26 protein-coding genes are annotated in these 16,266 nt (G+C 63.7%); all 26 read right to left on the bottom strand.

Annotated elements, in window-relative coordinates; genetic code table 11:
• Positions 1–292 precede the first annotated feature (292 nt).
• Complete coding sequence (secY, locus tag ACNJYB_RS23780) at positions 293–1,624, bottom strand: preprotein translocase subunit SecY (protein ID WP_439368788.1); 1,332 nt, start codon at positions 1,622–1,624, stop codon at positions 293–295.
• A gap of 247 nt (positions 1,625–1,871) precedes the next feature.
• Entirely contained in the window at positions 1,872–2,357 is a 486-nt protein-coding gene (rplO, locus tag ACNJYB_RS23785) for a 50S ribosomal protein L15 (RefSeq protein WP_018322273.1), read from the bottom strand.
• A gap of 18 nt (positions 2,358–2,375) precedes the next feature.
• Positions 2,376–2,582 carry a 50S ribosomal protein L30 gene (gene rpmD / locus ACNJYB_RS23790; protein WP_439368790.1) on the bottom strand — a complete coding sequence of 69 codons (207 nt, stop codon included), beginning with the start codon at positions 2,580–2,582 and terminating at the stop codon, positions 2,376–2,378.
• A 23-nt stretch (positions 2,583–2,605) separates the two neighbouring features.
• Positions 2,606–3,199, bottom strand: a complete 594-nt coding sequence (gene rpsE / locus ACNJYB_RS23795) for a 30S ribosomal protein S5 (protein WP_008136332.1) — start codon at positions 3,197–3,199, stop codon at positions 2,606–2,608.
• 44 nt (positions 3,200–3,243) lie between these two features.
• Positions 3,244–3,606, bottom strand: a complete 363-nt coding sequence (gene rplR / locus ACNJYB_RS23800; protein ID WP_008549238.1) for a 50S ribosomal protein L18 — start codon at positions 3,604–3,606, stop codon at positions 3,244–3,246.
• Positions 3,607–3,617: 11 nt separating this feature from the next.
• On the bottom strand, positions 3,618–4,151 hold the full coding sequence (rplF, locus tag ACNJYB_RS23805; RefSeq protein WP_439368791.1) for a 50S ribosomal protein L6: 534 nt from the start codon (positions 4,149–4,151) through the stop codon (positions 3,618–3,620).
• A gap of 16 nt (positions 4,152–4,167) precedes the next feature.
• Positions 4,168–4,566, bottom strand: coding sequence for a 30S ribosomal protein S8 (gene rpsH / locus ACNJYB_RS23810; protein ID WP_018647252.1), 399 nt, complete (start codon positions 4,564–4,566; stop codon positions 4,168–4,170).
• 14 nt (positions 4,567–4,580) lie between these two features.
• Positions 4,581–4,886, bottom strand: coding sequence for a 30S ribosomal protein S14 (gene rpsN / locus ACNJYB_RS23815; RefSeq protein WP_018647251.1), 306 nt, complete (start codon positions 4,884–4,886; stop codon positions 4,581–4,583).
• 46 nt (positions 4,887–4,932) lie between these two features.
• Complete coding sequence (gene rplE / locus ACNJYB_RS23820; protein WP_211406466.1) at positions 4,933–5,490, bottom strand: 50S ribosomal protein L5; 558 nt, start codon at positions 5,488–5,490, stop codon at positions 4,933–4,935.
• Positions 5,483–5,797, bottom strand: coding sequence for a 50S ribosomal protein L24 (rplX, locus tag ACNJYB_RS23825; protein WP_439368793.1), 315 nt, complete (start codon positions 5,795–5,797; stop codon positions 5,483–5,485). The genes rplE and rplX overlap by 8 nt, the downstream gene beginning before the upstream one ends.
• Entirely contained in the window at positions 5,797–6,165 is a 369-nt protein-coding gene (gene rplN, locus ACNJYB_RS23830) for a 50S ribosomal protein L14 (protein ID WP_007603030.1), read from the bottom strand. The genes rplX and rplN overlap by 1 nt, the downstream gene beginning before the upstream one ends.
• Positions 6,166–6,249: 84 nt before the next feature.
• Positions 6,250–6,498 carry a 30S ribosomal protein S17 gene (gene rpsQ / locus ACNJYB_RS23835; RefSeq protein WP_008549247.1) on the bottom strand — a complete coding sequence of 83 codons (249 nt, stop codon included), beginning with the start codon at positions 6,496–6,498 and terminating at the stop codon, positions 6,250–6,252.
• 13 nt (positions 6,499–6,511) lie between these two features.
• Entirely contained in the window at positions 6,512–6,718 is a 207-nt protein-coding gene (gene rpmC, locus ACNJYB_RS23840) for a 50S ribosomal protein L29 (protein WP_011088144.1), read from the bottom strand.
• Between the two features lie 5 nt (positions 6,719–6,723).
• Positions 6,724–7,137 (bottom strand): 50S ribosomal protein L16, encoded by a 414-nt coding sequence (gene rplP, locus ACNJYB_RS23845; protein WP_018647247.1) that lies wholly within the window; start codon positions 7,135–7,137, stop codon positions 6,724–6,726.
• Between the two features lie 30 nt (positions 7,138–7,167).
• A complete protein-coding gene (gene rpsC / locus ACNJYB_RS23850) occupies positions 7,168–7,893 on the bottom strand; it encodes a 30S ribosomal protein S3 (protein WP_080137238.1) in 726 nt (241 codons plus the stop codon).
• Between the two features lie 17 nt (positions 7,894–7,910).
• The gene (gene rplV / locus ACNJYB_RS23855) at positions 7,911–8,297 is read right to left on the bottom strand and encodes a 50S ribosomal protein L22 (RefSeq protein ID WP_008549264.1); all 387 of its coding nucleotides are present in this window, start codon (positions 8,295–8,297) and stop codon (positions 7,911–7,913) included.
• 10 nt (positions 8,298–8,307) lie between these two features.
• Positions 8,308–8,586, bottom strand: coding sequence for a 30S ribosomal protein S19 (rpsS, locus tag ACNJYB_RS23860; protein WP_008136357.1), 279 nt, complete (start codon positions 8,584–8,586; stop codon positions 8,308–8,310).
• Between the two features lie 12 nt (positions 8,587–8,598).
• Entirely contained in the window at positions 8,599–9,432 is an 834-nt protein-coding gene (rplB, locus tag ACNJYB_RS23865; RefSeq protein WP_060736369.1) for a 50S ribosomal protein L2, read from the bottom strand.
• 12 nt (positions 9,433–9,444) lie between these two features.
• Positions 9,445–9,747 (bottom strand): 50S ribosomal protein L23, encoded by a 303-nt coding sequence (locus ACNJYB_RS23870; protein ID WP_183245047.1) that lies wholly within the window; start codon positions 9,745–9,747, stop codon positions 9,445–9,447.
• Positions 9,744–10,364: a 50S ribosomal protein L4 gene (gene rplD, locus ACNJYB_RS23875; protein WP_018647243.1), complete on the bottom strand. Its 621-nt coding sequence runs from the start codon at positions 10,362–10,364 to the stop codon at positions 9,744–9,746. Before rplD ends, ACNJYB_RS23870 begins: the two co-directional genes overlap by 4 nt.
• A 1-nt stretch (position 10,365) precedes the next feature.
• Entirely contained in the window at positions 10,366–11,079 is a 714-nt protein-coding gene (gene rplC, locus ACNJYB_RS23880; protein ID WP_008549275.1) for a 50S ribosomal protein L3, read from the bottom strand.
• A 51-nt stretch (positions 11,080–11,130) separates the two neighbouring features.
• Positions 11,131–11,439 carry a 30S ribosomal protein S10 gene (gene rpsJ, locus ACNJYB_RS23885; protein ID WP_002712302.1) on the bottom strand — a complete coding sequence of 103 codons (309 nt, stop codon included), beginning with the start codon at positions 11,437–11,439 and terminating at the stop codon, positions 11,131–11,133.
• 81 nt (positions 11,440–11,520) lie between these two features.
• Positions 11,521–12,711: an elongation factor Tu gene (gene tuf, locus ACNJYB_RS23890; protein ID WP_235545631.1), complete on the bottom strand. Its 1,191-nt coding sequence runs from the start codon at positions 12,709–12,711 to the stop codon at positions 11,521–11,523.
• A gap of 40 nt (positions 12,712–12,751) precedes the next feature.
• Complete coding sequence (fusA, locus tag ACNJYB_RS23895; protein WP_439368797.1) at positions 12,752–14,824, bottom strand: elongation factor G; 2,073 nt, start codon at positions 14,822–14,824, stop codon at positions 12,752–12,754.
• A 33-nt stretch (positions 14,825–14,857) separates the two neighbouring features.
• Positions 14,858–15,328 (bottom strand): 30S ribosomal protein S7, encoded by a 471-nt coding sequence (gene rpsG, locus ACNJYB_RS23900; RefSeq protein ID WP_018647239.1) that lies wholly within the window; start codon positions 15,326–15,328, stop codon positions 14,858–14,860.
• Positions 15,329–15,343: 15 nt separating this feature from the next.
• Entirely contained in the window at positions 15,344–15,715 is a 372-nt protein-coding gene (gene rpsL / locus ACNJYB_RS23905; protein WP_007603006.1) for a 30S ribosomal protein S12, read from the bottom strand.
• Positions 15,716–16,266 lie beyond the last annotated feature (551 nt).

The following is a 16,266-nucleotide window of genomic DNA, read 5'->3' on the forward strand; positions in this document are numbered from 1 at the left end:
CCGGAATCTCCATGATCAGCGTGAGCTTGCGCCGGCCGGCTTCGCCCGATCGTTCGAGCGCCCTCGGCCTGCGCCACACCGCAGCGCGAGCTGAACGAGAATTGCTGCAGCAGATAGGGAAACAGAGACAGGGAGAAGATCGAAACCGGGGCCATCCTGTCCGTCGCGCCCCCGCCATTCACCGCGACTCCCGCGATCGGGGATCTGGGCGCCGAGCCTGAAAAGGAGCAGCGCGCCGATCGTGAAAGCGATCCGGCGCGCGAGCTCCTGCTCAACTGGAGCGACGCCGCAGCTAGCGGCGGCGACCGCGCAGCTTCGACTTGCGGATCAGGCCTTCGTATTGATGGGCCAGCAGATAGCCCTGCACCTGCGCCACCGTGTCCATGGTGACGCTGACGACGATCAGCAGCGAGGTGCCGCCGAAGTAGAACGGCACCGAGGCGTAGGAGATCAGGATCTCCGGGATCAAGCAGACGATGGCGAGATAGATCGCACCGAGCACGGTGATACGCGACAGCACGTAGTCGATGTATTCGGCGGTGCGCTCGCCGGGGCGGATGCCCGGAATGAAGCCGCCATGCTTCTTCAGATTGTCCGCCGTCTCGGTCGGGTTGAACACGATCGCGGTGTAGAAGAACGCGAAGAACACGATCAGCGCGAGATAGAGGATCAGGAACAGCGGACGGCCATGGCCGAGCTGGGTGGTGATCCACTGGAACCATTCCGGGCCGCTGCCCGCGTTGAAGTTCGCAACCGTGGTCGGCAGCAGGAGCAGCGAGGACGCGAAGATCGGCGGGATCACGCCCGAGGTGTTGAGCTTGAGCGGCAGATGCGAGGACTGGCCCTCGAACATCTTGTTGCCGACCTGACGCTTCGGATACTGGATCAAGAGCCGGCGCTGGGCGCGCTCCATGAACACGATGAAGGCGATCACGGCGACGGCCATGATGATGACGACCAGGATCAGGCCGGTCGACATCGCGCCCTGACGGCCGAGCTCGAGCATGTTGGCGAGCGCCGCGGGCAGCTCCGCGACGATGCCGGACAGAATGATGAGCGAGATGCCGTTGCCGATGCCGCGGGAGGTGATCTGCTCGCCCAGCCACATCAGGAACATGGTGCCGCCGGTCAGCGTGATCGCCGTGGACAGGCGGAAGAACATGCCGGGCTCGCTGACGACGTTGCCTGCGCCTTCGAGACCCACCGCGATACCGTAGGACTGGAACGCAGCCAGGATCACGGTCAGGTAGCGGGTGTACTGGTTCAGCGTCTTGCGGCCGGCCTCACCTTCCTTCTTCAGCGCCTCGAGCTGCGGCGAGACGGTGGTCAGGAGCTGGATGATGATCGAGGCCGAGATGTACGGCATGATGTTCAGCGCGAAGATCGCCATGCGGTGGATGCCGCCGCCGGCGAACATGTTGAACATGCCGAGGATGCCGCCCGCCTGGGACTTGAACACCTGCTCCCAGATGTTGGGATCGATGCCCGGCAGCGGGATGTAGGTTCCGAGCCGATAAACGAGCAGCGCACCCAGGGTGAACCAGATGCGCTTCTTCAGTTCGTCGGCCTTGGCGAACGCGCCGAAATTGAGATTGGCTGCCAGTTGTTCCGCTGCAGAGACCATCTTGGACTTTCTCCCGCCGCCTGTTGCGCCGTCATGCCCGCGGCCGGGCTACTAGAGCGCGATGAAACCAGGAGGCCTCATCATCGCGCTTTAGGCTGTCGTTCGAGCATGATCTTTTCGGAAAACCGCTTCACACTTTTCCGGATCATGCTTTAGCGGACGCCGGACATTATCTGGGGCTCGGCTTCGATAAGTCCACGTCCCGCATGCGTAAAGGCCCGCGAGCCGCGGGCCAATGACGCAGTTGTTACGCCGCCTCGCCTTCTTCCTTGGCCGGGGCGAGGATCTTCACCGAACCGCCGGCCTTCTCGACGGCCGCGATTGCGGTCTTGGTGGCGCCATGCACTTCGATGTTGAGCTTGGACTTGAGCTCGCCACGGCCGAGCAGCCGCAGACCGGCCTTGGCGCGGCGCAGCACGCCGCCCTTCACCAGGGCCTCGACGTTCACGACGCTGCCGGCGTCGATCTTCTTGGCATCGACCGCTTCCTGGAGCCGGTCGAGATTGATCTCGGCGAACTCGACGCGGAAGATGTTGTTGAAGCCGCGCTTGGGCAGACGGCGATGCATCGGCATCTGGCCGCCTTCAAAACCCTTGATGCGCACGCCCGAACGCGCGGTCTGGCCCTTGCCGCCGCGGCCGGACTGCTTGCCCTTGCCCGAACCGATGCCGCGGCCGACGCGCATGCGCTTCTTGCGCGAGCCGGCGTTGTCGGCGATATCGCTGAGCTTCATCGCCCTTCTCCTTGTCTCTTACTTCTCGTCGACAATGCGGACGAGATGGTGAACCTTCTCGATCATGCCACGAACCGCCGGAGTGTCCGGCAGTTCGCTGGTGCGGCCGATCTTGTTGAGCTTGAGCCCGATCAGCGTCGAGCGCTGCGAGTGATGGCGGCGGATCGCGCTGCCGGTCTGCTCGAGCTTGATCGTCTTGCTGGACTTAGCGGCGTCCTTGGCCATGGGAGTCTACTCCAAAGCTTCCGTTAGTCGGCAGCCGCCTCGGCATCGCCACCGATACGGCGCGACTGCAGAGTGGACACCTTGATGTTGCGGCGGGCTGCGACCGAACGCGGCGAATCCTGATGCTTCAGCGCGTCGAAGGTCGCGCGAACCATGTTGTACGGGTTCGACGAGCCGATCGACTTCGCCACCACGTCCTGGACGCCGAGGGTCTCGAACACGGCGCGCATCGGGCCGCCCGCGATGATGCCGGTACCGGCCGGAGCTGCACGCAGGTAGACACGGCCCGCGCCATGACGGCCGGCGATGTCGTGATGGAGGGTGCGGCCCTCGCGCAGCGACACCCGGGTCAGGTTGCGCTTGGCGGACTCGGTTGCCTTGCGGATCGCCTCGGGCACCTCGCGCGCCTTGCCGTGACCGAAGCCGGCGCGGCCCTTCTGGTCGCCGATCACGACCAGCGCTGCGAAACCGAAGCGCTTGCCGCCCTTGACGACCTTGGCCACGCGGTTGATGTGGACCAGCTTGTCGACGAACTCGCTGTCGCGCTCCTCGCGCTCCTTGCGTTCACGTCCGCCGCCGCGTTGATCGCGTCCACCACGTTGTTCGCGTTCTGCCATTTTTCCAATCCTTCAGAGGCTTACGCCTCAATCCTCAAATTCTGTTAGAAGCTCAGCCCGCTCTCACGCGCGGCGTCGGCCAGAGCCTTGACGCGCCCGTGATAGAGGTAGCTGCCGCGATCGAACACGACTTCCTTGACGCCCTTCTCGGCGGCGCGCTCGGCCAGCAGCTTGCCGACCGCCTTCGCCGCATCGATGTCGGCACCGGTCTTGCCGCCGTCGCGCATCGCCTTCTCGAGCGACGAGGCCGAGGCCAGCGTCTCGCCCTTCAGGTCGTCGATGACCTGGGCGTAGATGTGCTTGGACGAGCGGAATACCGACAGACGCGGACGGCCGCCACCGGAGCGGCGCAGCTTCAGCCGCACACTCCGCTTGCGCCGGGCATTCGTAACCTTGGCTTTGGACATGACCGGCTCCGTTACTTCTTCTTGCCTTCCTTGCGGAAGATGAATTCGCCCACATACTTCACGCCCTTGCCCTTGTAGGGCTCCGGCGGACGATAGGCGCGGATCTCCGCGGCGACCTGGCCGACGCGCTGGACGTCGCTGCCCGCCACCGTGATCTCGGTCGGCTTCGGCACGGTGATCGTGATCCCTTCCGGGATCGGATAGATCACGTCGTGGCTGTAGCCGAGCGCGAGCTGCAGGTTCTTGCCCTGCATCGCGGCACGGTATCCGACGCCGGTGATCTCGAGCTTCTTCTCGAAGCCCTTGGTGACGCCTTCGACCAGATTCGCGACCTGGGCTCGAGCGGTGCCGTACAGGGCGCGCGCGCGGTTGGTCTCGGCACGCGGCTTGACCTTGATCTGTCCGCTCTCGAGCTTCACCTCGACGTCGTCGTGGACGACGAACTGAAGCTGGCCCTTCGGCCCCTTCATCTTGACGGTCTGCCCATCAACGGTCGCGGTAACGCCGGACGGCACCGTCACAGGCTTTTTGCCAACTCGTGACATGGATGAAAAATCCTTCTCAGAACACCGTGAAGAGGACTTCACCGCCCACATTCGCGTCGCGCGCGCTGTGGTCGGCCATGATCCCCTTCGGCGTCGACAACACCGAAATGCCGAGCCCGTTGTTGACCCGCGGCAGATTCTTCACCGAGGCGTAGACGCGACGCCCGGGCTTGGAAACGCGTTCGATCTCGCGGATGACGGGCTCGCCGTCGAAATACTTCAGCTCGATCTCGATCTCGCTGCGGCCCGAGGGATGCTCGAGCGTGGCGTAACCGCGGATGTAGCCCTCGGACTTCAGCACCTCGAGCACGTTCTCGCGCATCTTCGAACCAGGCGTGGAGACCTTGGTCTTGGAGCGCATCTGCGCGTTGCGGATGCGGGTGATCAGATCGCTGATTGGATCGTGCGTAGACATCTAAACGACCCTCCTTACCAGCTGGACTTCACGAGGCCCGGGACCATGCCCTTGGAGCCAAGGTCGCGCAGCGCGATACGGGACAGCTTGTTCTTGCGATAGTTCGAGCGCGGGCGGCCCGACAGCTCGCAACGCAGGCGGATGCGGGTCGCCGACGAGTTGCGCGGCATCTCTGCCAGCTTCAGCGTCGCAGCGAAACGCTCTTCCATCGGCAGCTTCTTGTCGGCGATGATCGCCTTCAACCGCTCGCGCTTGGCGGCGGCGTTCTTCACCATCCGCTTGCGCCGGTTGTTCTTCTCGACTGAACTCTTCTTTGCCATGCTTGGCTCCTGGGTATCCGCGTTTGAGAGGCTTTAGGTCAGCGTCTCACTGCCGGAACGGGAAATTGAAAGCGGTCAACAAGGCCCTCGCCTCTTCGTCGGTCTTGGCCGTGGTGCAGACGGTGATGTCCATACCGCGGGCTTCCGTGACCTTGTCGAAGTCGATCTCGGGGAAAATGATGTGCTCCTTGATGCCGAGCGAGTAGTTGCCGCGGCCGTCAAAGCTCTTCGGGTTCAGGCCGCGGAAGTCGCGGACGCGCGGCAGCGCGACCGTCACCAGGCGATCGATGAACTCGTACATGCGGGCCTTGCGCAGCGTGACCTTGCAGCCGATCGGCTGGTTCTCACGCAGCTTGAAGGTTGCGATCGCGATGCGCGAATAGGTCACGATCGCCTTCTGGCCGGCGATCTGGGTCAGCTCGGCAGCGGCGGTCTCGGCCTTCTTGCGGTCGTTGACGGAATCGCCAACGCCCATGTTCAGCACGACCTTGTCCAGGCGCGGAACCTGCATCACGTTCTCATAACCGAACTTCTCGGTCAGAGCCGTGCGGATCTTCGCGTCATATTCCGCGCGCAGGCGCGGCGTGTAGGCGGTCTCAGCCATCGATCTCAGCTCCCGAGCTCTTGGCGATGCGGACCTTCTTGCCGTCCGCCAGAATCTTGAATCCGACGCGGGTCGGCTTTCCGTCCTTGCCGACATACGCGATGTTGGACAGTTGGATCGGCGCCTCTTTCGAGACGATGCCGCCCTCCTGGGCCTGCGTCTGCTTCTGGTGACGCTTGACCATGTTGATGCCGCGCACCAGTGCGGTGCCGGTGTCGGGGCGAACCTCGAACACTTCGCCGGTGCGGCCCTTGTCGCGGCCGGTCAGCACGACGACCTTGTCGCCCTTGCGGATCTTCGCAGCCATCACAGCACCTCCGGCGCGAGCGAAATGATCTTCATGTGGTTCTTGGCGCGCAGCTCGCGCGGCACGGGCCCGAAGATACGGGTGCCGACCGGCTCGGACTGGTTGTTGATCAGAACGGCGGCGTTGCGGTCGAAGCGGATGACCGAACCGTCGGCGCGGCGGATATCCTTGCGGACGCGCACCACGACGGCCTTCATCACGTCGCCCTTCTTCACCTTGCCACGCGGAATCGCTTCCTTGATCGAGACGACGATGATGTCGCCGATCGTGGCGTAGCGGCGCTTGGAGCCCCCGAGCACCTTGATACACATGACACGGCGTGCGCCAGAATTGTCGGCCACGTCGAGGTTGGTCTGCATCTGAATCATTGATGCACCTCGTCCTCTTTCTCTTTGCGCCAGCCCAGCCGGCGCTCAACATTTCCCTGAAGTCAGTCGGCCAAAGCCAACAGATCAGGCGCTTTTCTTGTGTTCGCCCCGGATCACGACCCAGCGCTTCAACTTCGAAATCGGCTTCGATTCCTCGATCCACACCACGTCACCCGGCTTGAACTGGTTGCTCTCGTCGTGGGCGTGATAGTTCTTGGAACGGCGGATCGTCTTCTTGTAGATCGGGTGCGTGAAGCGGCGATCGACGCGCACCACGATGGTCTTGGCTTGCTTGTCGCTGACGACCACGCCCTGCAAAGTACGTTTCGGCATCTTCGTAAGCCTCTTACTTCTTCTTCGCGCGCGTCTGCGCGGCGACGGTCTTGATCCGGGCGATGTCACGGCGGGCCTCGCGCAGGCGCGAGGTGTTCTCGAGCTGCCCGGTGGCACGCTGGAAGCGCAGGTTGAAGCGCTCCTTCTTCAGGTTCAGGATGGCATCATCCTGCTGGTCGGGGCTCATCGCGCGGATGTCTTCGATCTTCATCTGGGCCATGGCCATTACTCCGCAATGCGCTCGACGAAGCGCGTCTTGATCGGCAGCTTGGCGGCCGCCAGGGTCAGCGCCTCACGCGCGGTCTGGGTGTTGACGCCGTCGATCTCGAACAGCACCCGGCCCGGCTTGACGCGGGCCACCCACAGCTCGGGCGAACCCTTGCCGGAGCCCATGCGGACTTCGGCCGGCTTCTTCGACACCGGAACGTCGGGGAACACGCGGATCCAGACGCGGCCGGCGCGCTTCATGTGGCGGGTCAGCGCGCGTCGGGCGGCCTCGATCTGGCGCGCGGTGACGCGCTCAGGCTCGGTCGCCTTCAGGCCGTACTGGCCGAACGCCAACGTCGCGCCCGAAGACGCAACGCCGTGGATGCGGCCCTTATGCGCCTTCCGGAACTTCGTTTTCTTAGGTTGCATCATGGCTTTGAGCCCTCAAATTCCTGTCTGGCTTCAGGCCGCAGCCGTGTCGCGGCGCTGACGGCCACCACGATCGCTGCTGCCGCCCGTCTCGCCTTCGGCCATTCTCTTGTCCTGGGCCATCGGATCGTGCTCGAGGATCTCGCCCTTGAAGATCCAGACCTTGACGCCGCAGGTGCCGAAGGTCGTGAACGCGGTCGCAACGCCGTAGTCGATGTCGGCGCGCAGCGTGTGCAGCGGCACGCGACCTTCGCGGTACCACTCCATGCGCGCGATTTCCGCACCGCCCAGGCGACCCGAGCAGTTGATGCGGATGCCTTCCGCGCCGAGACGCATCGCCGACTGCACGGCGCGCTTCATGGCACGGCGGAACGCCACGCGGCGCTCCAGCTGCTGCGCGATCGACTCGGCCACCAGCGTCGCATCGAGCTCCGGCTTGCGGATCTCGACGATGTTGATGACGACGTCGGACGAGGTGATGTCCGCAACACGCTTGCGCAGCTTGTCGATGTCGGCGCCCTTCTTGCCGATCACCACGCCCGGCCGGGCCGAGTGGATGGTGACGCGGCACTTCTTGTGCGGACGCTCGATGACGATGCGGGCGACGGCCGCCTGCTTGAGCTCCTTGTGCAGGATCTCACGGATCTTGACGTCCTCGTGCAGCAGCTTGCCGTATTCCTGCTTGCCGGCGAACCAGCGGGAATCCCAGGTCCGGTTGATGCCGAGACGCAGACCGATCGGATTGATCTTTTGACCCATCGTGTTCTCCTGCGCCCTTACGCCGCTGCTTCGGCTTCGACCTGACGAACGATGATCGTCAGCTGCGAAAATGGTTTGTAGACACGGCCCGAACGGCCACGACCGCGGGCGGCGAAGCGCTTCATCACGAGGCCGTTGCCGACGAAGGCCTGCGCCACGACGAGATCGTCCACGTCGAGGTCGTGGTTGTTCTCGGCGTTGGCGATCGCCGATTCCAGGCACTTCTTCACGTCGACCGCGATCCGCTTGCGCGAGAACTGCAGGTCGGCGAGCGCAGCGGAAGCCTTCCGGCCGCGAATGAGCTGGGCGACCAGGTTGAGCTTCTGCGGGCTCACCCGCAGCATCCGGGCGACCGCCTTGGCCTCGTTGTCGGCGAGGCTCCGTTCGCGCTTAGGTTTGCTCATCGTTTAATCCTCAAGCCTTCTTGGCTTTCTTGTCGCCGGAGTGGCCATGGAAGGTCCGGGTCGGCGAGAACTCGCCGAACTTGTGACCGACCATTTCCTCGTTGACCGCCACCGGCACGTGCTTCTGACCGTTGTAGACGCCGAAGGTCAGGCCAACGAACTGCGGCAGGATCGTCGAGCGACGGCTCCAGATCTTGATGACGTCGTGACGGCCGGACGCGCGCGCGGCATCTGCCTTCTTGAGCAGAGAACCCTCGACGAACGGGCCTTTCCAGACTGAACGAACCATGTCCGGCGTTCCTTACTTCTTCCGCTTGTGGCGGCTTAGGAGAATGAATTTGTTGGTCGACTTGTTGGTGCGGGTCTTCTTGCCCTTGGTCGGCTTGCCCCACGGGGTGACCGGGTGGCGACCGCCCGAGGTACGACCTTCACCACCGCCGTGCGGATGGTCGATCGGGTTCATTGCGACACCGCGGTTGTGCGGGCGACGGCCCATCCAACGCTTGCGACCGGCCTTGCCGATCGAGGTGTTCATGTGATCCGGGTTCGACACCGCGCCGATCGTGCCGCGGCAGCGGCCGTGCACCAGGCGCTGCTCGCCCGAGTTCAGGCGGATGATGACGTAGTCCTGGTCGCGGCCGACGAGCTGAGCGTAGGTGCCGGCGGAACGGGCGAGCTGGCCGCCCTTCCCGATCTTGACCTCGATGTTGTGGATGATCGTGCCGACCGGCATGTTGCCGAGCGGCATGACGTTGCCCGGCTTCACGTCGACATAGTTGCCGGCGATGATGGTGTCACCCACGGCCAGGCGCTGCGGCGCCAGGATGTAGGCCTGCTCGCCGTCCTGGTACTTGATCAGGGCGATGAAGCCGGTGCGGTTGGGATCGTACTCCAGCCGCTCGACGGTCGCGGGCACGTCGACCTTCTCACGCTTGAAGTCGACGGTACGCAGCGTCTGCTTGTGACCACCGCCGCGGAAGCGCACGGTGATGCGGCCGGTGTTGTTGCGACCGCCCGAGGACTTCTTGCCCTCGGTGAGCGCCTTCAGCGGCTTGCCCTTGTAGAGGGCCGAACGATCGACCATCACCAGCTGGCGCTGGCCCGGCGTCGTGGGATTGAATGTCTTCAGTGCCATCGTCGTACGACCTTACAGACCGGTGGTGACGTCGATCCGGTGGCCCTCTTCGAGGGTCACGATCGCGCGCTTGCTGTTCGACTGCGAGCCGAGATTGCCGCGGAAGGCCTTGACCTTGCCCTTGCGGACCAGCGTGTTGACGCTCTTGACCTTGACGTCGAACAGCTTCTCGATCGCTTCCTTGATCTGCGGCTTGGTCGCCTTCGCGGCCACCTTGAACAGCACCTTGTTGTGCTCCGAGGCGATCGTCGCCTTTTCGGTCACGACCGGCGACAGGATCACGTCGTAGTGGCGAGGCTCGATGTTCTTCGTCATTTGAAGCGCGCCTCCAGCGCATCGATGGCGGCCTTGGTCAGAACGAGCTTCTGACGGCGCAGGATGTCATAGACGTTGATGCCCTGGATCGGCAGCACGTCCATGTTCGGGATGTTGCGGGCCGCAGCGGCGAAGCCGTTGTTGAGCTCGGCACCGTCGATGATCAGCGCATTGGTGAGGCCGAGGCCCGAGAAGTGACCGAGCAGCGCCTTGGTCTTGGCGGCTTCCAGCGCGGCCTTCTCGATCACGACGAGATCGCCGTCCTTGGCCTTGGCCGAGAGCGCATGCTTGAGAGCGAGCGCACGGACCTTCTTCGGCAGGTCGGTGGCGTGCGAACGCACCACCGGACCGAAGGCACGGCCGCCGCCACGGAACTGCGGCACGCGGGCCGAGCCGTGACGAGCACCGCCGGTGCCCTTCTGCTTGTACATCTTCTTGCCGGTGCGCCAGATCTCGGCGCGGCCCTTGGCCTTGTGCGTGCCGGCCTGGCGCTTGTTGAGCTGCCACTGCACGCAGCGCGCGATGATGTCCTCGCGCGGCTCGAGACCGAAAATGGCGTCGGAGAGCTGAACGGAGCCAGCTTCCTTACCTTCGAGGGTGGTGACCTTCAATTCCATCTCACGCCTCCTGCGCAGCCGGAGCGGCGTCCGCGTCGCCAGCAACCTTGAACTTGCCGGGCTTCGGAGCTTCCTTCGGCAGCGGCTTCTTGACGGCGTCGCGCACACGGATCCAGCCGCCCTTGGAGCCGGGAACGGCGCCTTCGACGAGGATCAGGCCGCGCTCGACATCGGTCTGGACGACGCGAAGGTTGAGCGTGGTGATGCGATCGACACCCATGTGGCCGGGCATCTTCTTGTTCTTCCAGGTCTTGCCGGGGTCCTGACGACCACCGGTCGAACCGATCGAGCGGTGCGAGATCGACACACCGTGCGTGGCGCGCAGACCGCCGAAGTTCCAGCGCTTCATGCCGCCCGCAAAACCCTTACCGACCGACGTGCCGGTGACATCGACGAACTGGCCGACGACGAAGTGATCGGCCTGGATCTCGGCGCCGACCGGGATCATGGCGTCCGCGGTGACACGGAACTCCTCGACCCGGCGCTTCGGCTCGACCTTGGCGACCGCGAACTGGCCGCGCTCGGCCTTGGGCATGTAAACGGTCTTGCGGCTGCCCGAACCGAGCTGGAGCGCGACGTAACCGTTCTTCTCTTCGGTGCGGTGGCCTACGACCTGGCAATTGCCGAGCTTCAGCACGGTCACGGGGATATGTTCGCCGGCCTCCGTGAAGACCCGCGTCATCCCGACCTTTTGTGCGATCACTCCGGAGCGCATCGGCTTGCTTCCTGTTCTCTTTGTCCGCTTTCGCGAACGGGATCCAAAATCTTAGAGCTTGATCTCGACGTCGACACCGGCGGCCAGGTCGAGCTTCATCAAAGCATCGACGGTCTGCGGGGTCGGATCGACGATGTCGAGCAGGCGCTTGTGGGTGCGCATCTCGAACTGTTCGCGGCTCTTCTTGTCGACGTGGGGCGAACGGTTGACGGTGAACTTCTCGATGCGGGTGGGCAGCGGAATGGGTCCGCGGACCTGCGCGCCGGTGCGCTTCGCCGTGTTCACGATCTCACGGGTCGACGTATCGAGGATACGATGGTCGAACGCCTTGAGACGGATACGAATGTTTTGGCCGTTCATTGCCGTGGTCTCTCTTCAGTGGGTGGCGAATAGCGAATAGCGAATGTTGCCATTCGCTACTCGCCGTCCCTTTTCTCGTAATTACTCGATGATCGAGGCGACGACGCCGGCGCCGACGGTGCGGCCGCCTTCGCGGATCGCGAAGCGGAGCTTCTCTTCCATCGCGATCGGCACGATCAGGTGCACTTCCATCGCGATGTTGTCGCCCGGCATCACCATCTCGGTGCCTTCCGGCAGGTGCACGACACCGGTCACGTCGGTGGTGCGGAAGTAGAACTGCGGACGGTAGTTGGTGAAGAACGGGGTGTGGCGCCCGCCCTCTTCCTTGGTGAGGATGTAGGCCTCAGCCTTGAACTTGGTGTGCGGCTTGACCGAACCCGGCTTGGCCAGAACCTGGCCGCGCTCGACGTCCTCGCGCTTGGTGCCGCGGAGCAGAGCGCCGATGTTGTCGCCGGCCTGGCCCTGATCGAGCAGCTTGCGGAACATTTCGACGCCGGTGACGGTGGTCTTCTGGGTGGCGCGCAGACCGACGATCTCGATTTCCTCGCCGACCTTGACGACGCCGCGCTCGACACGGCCGGTCACGACGGTGCCGCGGCCCGAGATCGAGAACACGTCTTCAACAGGCATCAGGAACGGCTGGTCGATCGGACGCTCCGGCTGCGGGATGTACTCGTCGACGTTGCGCATCAGCTCGAGGATAGCGTCGTGGCCGAGCTTCTTGTCCGAGTCTTCGAGAGCGGCGAGCGCCGAACCCTTGATGATCGGGATCTTGTCGCCCGGGAATTCATACTTCGAGAGCAGCTCGCGGACTTCGAGCTCGACGAGCTCGAGCAGCTCCGGATCGTCGACCATGTCGCACTTGTTGAGGAACACGACGAGCGCGGGCACGCCGACCTGGCGGGCGAGCAGGATGTGCTCGCGGGTCTGCGGCATCGGGCCGTCAGCGGCCGACACGACCAGGATCGCACCGTCCATCTGGGCGGCGCCGGTGATCATGTTCTTCACGTAGTCGGCGTGGCCGGGGCAGTCGACGTGGGCGTAGTGGCGGTTCGTGGTCTCGTACTCGACGTGCGCGGTCGAGATGGTGATGCCGCGGGCCTTCTCTTCCGGCGCCTTGTCGATCTGGTCGTACGCGGTGAACGTCGCACCGCCGGTCTCGGCGAGGATCTTGGTGATCGCCGCGGTCAGCGACGTCTTGCCATGGTCGACGTGACCGATGGTGCCGATGTTGCAGTGCGGCTTGTTACGTTCAAACTTTGCTTTGGCCATTTGACTCTCCGTTCAATCGTCAGCTTGAGACCGACGACAATCAGGCAAACTTCTTCTGGACTTCTGCCGACACGTTGGCCGGCGCTTCTGCGTAGTGATCGAACTGCATGGTGAAGGTCGCGCGACCCTGGCTCATCGAGCGCAGGTTATTCACGTAACCGAACATGTTCATGAGCGGCACCATCGCGTTGATGACGTTGGCGTTGCCGCGCATGTCCTGACCCTGGATCTGGCCGCGCCGGGAATTCAGGTCGCCGATGACCGAGCCGGTGTAGTCTTCCGGGGTCACCACTTCGACCTTCATGATCGGCTCGAGCAGGACGGACTTGCCCATCTGCAGCGCTTCGCGGAAGCAGGCGCGCGAAGCGATTTCGAACGCCAGCGCCGACGAGTCGACGTCGTGATACTTGCCGTCGACGAGCTGCACCTTGACGTCAACCACGGGGAAGCCCGCGACCACGCCGGACGACAGCACGCTCTCCAGGCCCTTCTCGACGCCGGGGATGTATTCCTTCGGCACCGCGCCGCCGACGATCTTCGATTCGAACTCGAAGCCCTTGCCGGGCTCGTTCGGCTCGACGATGAACGACACGGCCGCGAACTGGCCGGTACCGCCGGTCTGCTTCTTGTGGGTGTAGCTGTGCTCCACCCGCTTGGTGATACGCTCACGGAACGCCACCTGCGGCGCGCCGATGTTGGCGTCGACCTTGTAGGTGCGCTTGAGGATATCGACCTTGATGTCGAGGTGGAGTTCGCCCATGCCCTTGAGGATGGTTTGGCCGGACTCGTGGTCGGTCGACACGCGGAAGGACGGATCCTCCGCGGCGAGCTTGGCCAGCGCCACGCCCAGCTTCTCCTGGTCGGCCTTGGACTTCGGCTCGATCGCGATCTCGATGACCGGCTCGGGGAACTCCATCTTCTCGAGGATCACCTGGTGGTCGGGATCGCACAGCGTGTCACCGGTGCGCGCTTCCTTCAGGCCGGCCAGCGCGACGATATCGCCGGCATAGGCTTCCTTGATGTCCTCGCGGTTGTTCGCATGCATCAACAGCATGCGCCCGATGCGCTCCTTCTTCTCGCGGGTCGAGTTCACGACGCCGGTGCCGCTCTGCAGAACGCCGGAATAGATGCGGCAGAAGGTGATGGTGCCGACGAACGGGTCGTCCATGATCTTGAACGCGAGCAGCGCCAGCGGCTCCTTGTCGTCCGCCTTGCGCACGACTTCGTTGCCCTTGTCGTCGGTGCCTTTGATCGCGGGCACGTCGAGCGGCGACGGCAGGTAGTCGACGACGGCGTCGAGCAGCGGCTGCACGCCCTTGTTCTTGAAAGCCGAGCCGCACAGCACGGGATAGAACGCGCCGGTCAGCACCGCCCTGCGGATCAGGCGCTTCAGGGTCGCCTCATCCGGCTCCTTGCCGTCGAGGTAGGCGGCCATGGCGTCGTCGTCGAGCTCGACGGCGGCTTCCACCATCTTCTCGCGGTATTCCTTGGCCTGGTCGACGAGATCTTCCGGAATGTCGACATAGTCGAATTTCGCGCCGAGCGCTTCGTCGTTCCAGACGACGCCCTTCATCTTCACGAGGTCGACGAGACCCTTGAAGTTGTTCTCGGCACCGATCGGAAGCTGGATCGCGACGGGCTTGGCGCCCAGGCGATCGACGATGTCGGAGAGACACTTGAAGAAGTCCGCACCGATCTTGTCCATCTTGTTGGCGAAGACGATGCGCGGAACCTTGTACTTGTCGCCCTGGCGCCAGACGGTCTCGGTCTGGGGCTCGACGCCCTGGTTGGAGTCGAGCACGCAGACGGCGCCGTCGAGCACGCGCAGCGAACGTTCGACTTCGATGGTGAAGTCCACGTGGCCGGGAGTGTCGATGATGTTCAGGCGCTTGCCATTCCAGAAGGCGGTGGTCGCAGCCGAGGTGATCGTGATGCCACGCTCCTGCTCCTGCTCCATCCAGTCCATCGTCGCGGCACCTTCGTGCACTTCGCCGATCTTGTGGCTCTTGCCGGTGTAATAGAGGATGCGCTCGGTCGTCGTCGTCTTGCCGGCGTCGATATGCGCCATGATACCGAAGTTACGGTAGTCCTCGATGGCATGTTGGCGGGGCATGGGGTGTTCCTTGCGAGTCCGTTTGTTTCGCCGTTACCAGCGATAGTGCGAGAAGGCGCGATTGGCTTCCGCCATGCGGTGCACGTCTTCGCGCTTCTTGACGGCGTTCCCCCGGTTGTTCGAAGCGTCCAAGAGCTCCGCCGAGAGCCGCTCGGTCATCGTCTTCTCGTTGCGCTCGCGCGCAGCCGCGATCAGCCAGCGAATGCCCAGGGCCTGCCGGCGGGTCGAGCGAACCTCGACCGGAACCTGGTAGGTCGCGCCGCCGACGCGACGGGAGCGAACCTCGATCGTCGGCATGACGTTCTCGAGCGCCTGCTCGAACACGCCGAGCGGGTTCTGCTTGGTCTTGGATTCGATGATGCCGAACGCGCCGTAGACGATACCTTCGGCGACGGACTTCTTGCCGGCGTACATCACCGAGTTCATGAACTTCGTCACGATGATGTTCCCGAACTTCGGATCCGGGAGAACTTCGCGCTTTTCCGCAGAGTGGCGACGAGACATAGGCTTGGTTCCCGCTTACTTCGGACGCTTGGCGCCGTACTTCGAACGACGCTGCTTACGGTTCTTGACGCCCTGGGTGTCCAGGACGCCGCGGAGGATGTGGTAGCGCACGCCGGGCAAGTCCTTGACGCGGCCGCCGCGGATCATGACCACCGAGTGCTCCTGGAGGTTATGACCCTCGCCGGGGATGTAGCCGATCACCTCGAAGCCGTTGGTCAGGCGCACCTTGGCAACCTTACGAAGCGCCGAGTTCGGCTTCTTCGGGGTCGTGGTGTACACGCGGGTGCAAACACCACGCTTCTGAGGCGACTGCTGCAGCGCCGGCACCTTCTTGCGCGACTTCTGCACTTCCCGCGGTTGAGCGATCAGCTGGTTGATCGTCGGCATCCTGGCCTTACCCTTTGTTCTGCCGCGGCCCCTTGCGGGCCCGCTGTCTTGGCGCGGCCCGTTCCCGGGACCGCAAATTCTGTTCGGGCCACCCGCCCGACGAGGCCGCCTCGCGCGGAACAATCCGCGCAAAGCGAAATTGCGCCAACCGCTCCATCAACGAGCGGAAAGCGCTTCGACGCCACAGAGGACCGCGATATTGAGGCCGATCAGCGTAAAGCTGCGGCCCGCGTACCGAGGTCATGCATCCGAGTTCGATCTCAAGAGAACCTGCTCAAGAGAACTAAAATCGCACTGGCATTGCCTAGCTATGATCGACAGCGTTTGAGCGGCATTCGTCGAGGTTGGTGCCCGTCTTGCGATCCCAAAGGATCAAACGGGTGGCCCGTTCCGACGCTGGCGATGCTCACCGCCTGTCGTTAAGTGAGGCGCTTTCTATAAGTGAGAATCGGTCAAGTCAAGGTGAAACGACAGTCCCAAAACGCTTCTCGCGCCTATCGAAATCAACGTTTACCGCCTCACCACGCCTGCCTGATATGGGAACACCGGGC

Origin of the sequence: Bradyrhizobium sp. SMVTL-02, assembly GCF_051853005.1 — a bacterium.
GTDB lineage: Bacteria > Pseudomonadota > Alphaproteobacteria > Rhizobiales > Xanthobacteraceae > Bradyrhizobium.

What these genes read in the sequence shown, in the direction of transcription:
- tuf (WP_235545631.1), bottom strand. Translation starts at nt 12,711, where the DNA reads ATGGCCAAAGCAAAGTTTGAACGTAACAAGCCGCACTGCAACATCGGC.
- rpsS (WP_008136357.1), bottom strand. Translation starts at nt 8,586, where the DNA reads ATGGTTCGTTCAGTCTGGAAAGGCCCGTTCGTCGAGGGTTCTCTGCTC.
- rpsL (WP_007603006.1), bottom strand. Translation starts at nt 15,715, where the DNA reads ATGCCGACGATCAACCAGCTGATCGCTCAACCGCGGGAAGTGCAGAAG.
- rpmC (WP_011088144.1), bottom strand. Translation starts at nt 6,718, where the DNA reads ATGGCCCAGATGAAGATCGAAGACATCCGCGCGATGAGCCCCGACCAG.
- rpsQ (WP_008549247.1), bottom strand. Translation starts at nt 6,498, where the DNA reads ATGCCGAAACGTACTTTGCAGGGCGTGGTCGTCAGCGACAAGCAAGCC.
- rpsN (WP_018647251.1), bottom strand. Translation starts at nt 4,886, where the DNA reads ATGGCAAAGAAGAGTTCAGTCGAGAAGAACAACCGGCGCAAGCGGATG.
- rpsG (WP_018647239.1), bottom strand. Translation starts at nt 15,328, where the DNA reads ATGTCTCGTCGCCACTCTGCGGAAAAGCGCGAAGTTCTCCCGGATCCG.
- rplB (WP_060736369.1), bottom strand. Translation starts at nt 9,432, where the DNA reads ATGGCACTGAAGACATTCAATCCCACGACGCCGGGCCAGCGCCAGCTG.
- rplP (WP_018647247.1), bottom strand. Translation starts at nt 7,137, where the DNA reads ATGATGCAACCTAAGAAAACGAAGTTCCGGAAGGCGCATAAGGGCCGC.
- rplR (WP_008549238.1), bottom strand. Translation starts at nt 3,606, where the DNA reads ATGTCCAAAGCCAAGGTTACGAATGCCCGGCGCAAGCGGAGTGTGCGG.
- rplC (WP_008549275.1), bottom strand. Translation starts at nt 11,079, where the DNA reads ATGCGCTCCGGAGTGATCGCACAAAAGGTCGGGATGACGCGGGTCTTC.
- rplO (WP_018322273.1), bottom strand. Translation starts at nt 2,357, where the DNA reads ATGAAGCTCAGCGATATCGCCGACAACGCCGGCTCGCGCAAGAAGCGC.
- rplV (WP_008549264.1), bottom strand. Translation starts at nt 8,297, where the DNA reads ATGAGCAAACCTAAGCGCGAACGGAGCCTCGCCGACAACGAGGCCAAG.
- rplF (WP_439368791.1), bottom strand. Translation starts at nt 4,151, where the DNA reads ATGTCACGAGTTGGCAAAAAGCCTGTGACGGTGCCGTCCGGCGTTACC.
- secY (WP_439368788.1), bottom strand. Translation starts at nt 1,624, where the DNA reads ATGGTCTCTGCAGCGGAACAACTGGCAGCCAATCTCAATTTCGGCGCG.
- rplN (WP_007603030.1), bottom strand. Translation starts at nt 6,165, where the DNA reads ATGATTCAGATGCAGACCAACCTCGACGTGGCCGACAATTCTGGCGCA.
- rplX (WP_439368793.1), bottom strand. Translation starts at nt 5,797, where the DNA reads ATGGCTGCGAAGATCCGCAAGGGCGACAAGGTCGTCGTGCTGACCGGC.
- rpsE (WP_008136332.1), bottom strand. Translation starts at nt 3,199, where the DNA reads ATGGCAGAACGCGAACAACGTGGTGGACGCGATCAACGCGGCGGCGGA.
- fusA (WP_439368797.1), bottom strand. Translation starts at nt 14,824, where the DNA reads ATGCCCCGCCAACATGCCATCGAGGACTACCGTAACTTCGGTATCATG.
- rpsJ (WP_002712302.1), bottom strand. Translation starts at nt 11,439, where the DNA reads ATGAACGGCCAAAACATTCGTATCCGTCTCAAGGCGTTCGACCATCGT.
- rpsH (WP_018647252.1), bottom strand. Translation starts at nt 4,566, where the DNA reads ATGTCTACGCACGATCCAATCAGCGATCTGATCACCCGCATCCGCAAC.
- ACNJYB_RS23870 (WP_183245047.1), bottom strand. Translation starts at nt 9,747, where the DNA reads ATGACGAAGAACATCGAGCCTCGCCACTACGACGTGATCCTGTCGCCG.
- rpmD (WP_439368790.1), bottom strand. Translation starts at nt 2,582, where the DNA reads ATGGCCAAGGACGCCGCTAAGTCCAGCAAGACGATCAAGCTCGAGCAG.
- rpsC (WP_080137238.1), bottom strand. Translation starts at nt 7,893, where the DNA reads ATGGGTCAAAAGATCAATCCGATCGGTCTGCGTCTCGGCATCAACCGG.
- rplE (WP_211406466.1), bottom strand. Translation starts at nt 5,490, where the DNA reads ATGGCTGAGACCGCCTACACGCCGCGCCTGCGCGCGGAATATGACGCG.
- rplD (WP_018647243.1), bottom strand. Translation starts at nt 10,364, where the DNA reads ATGGAATTGAAGGTCACCACCCTCGAAGGTAAGGAAGCTGGCTCCGTT.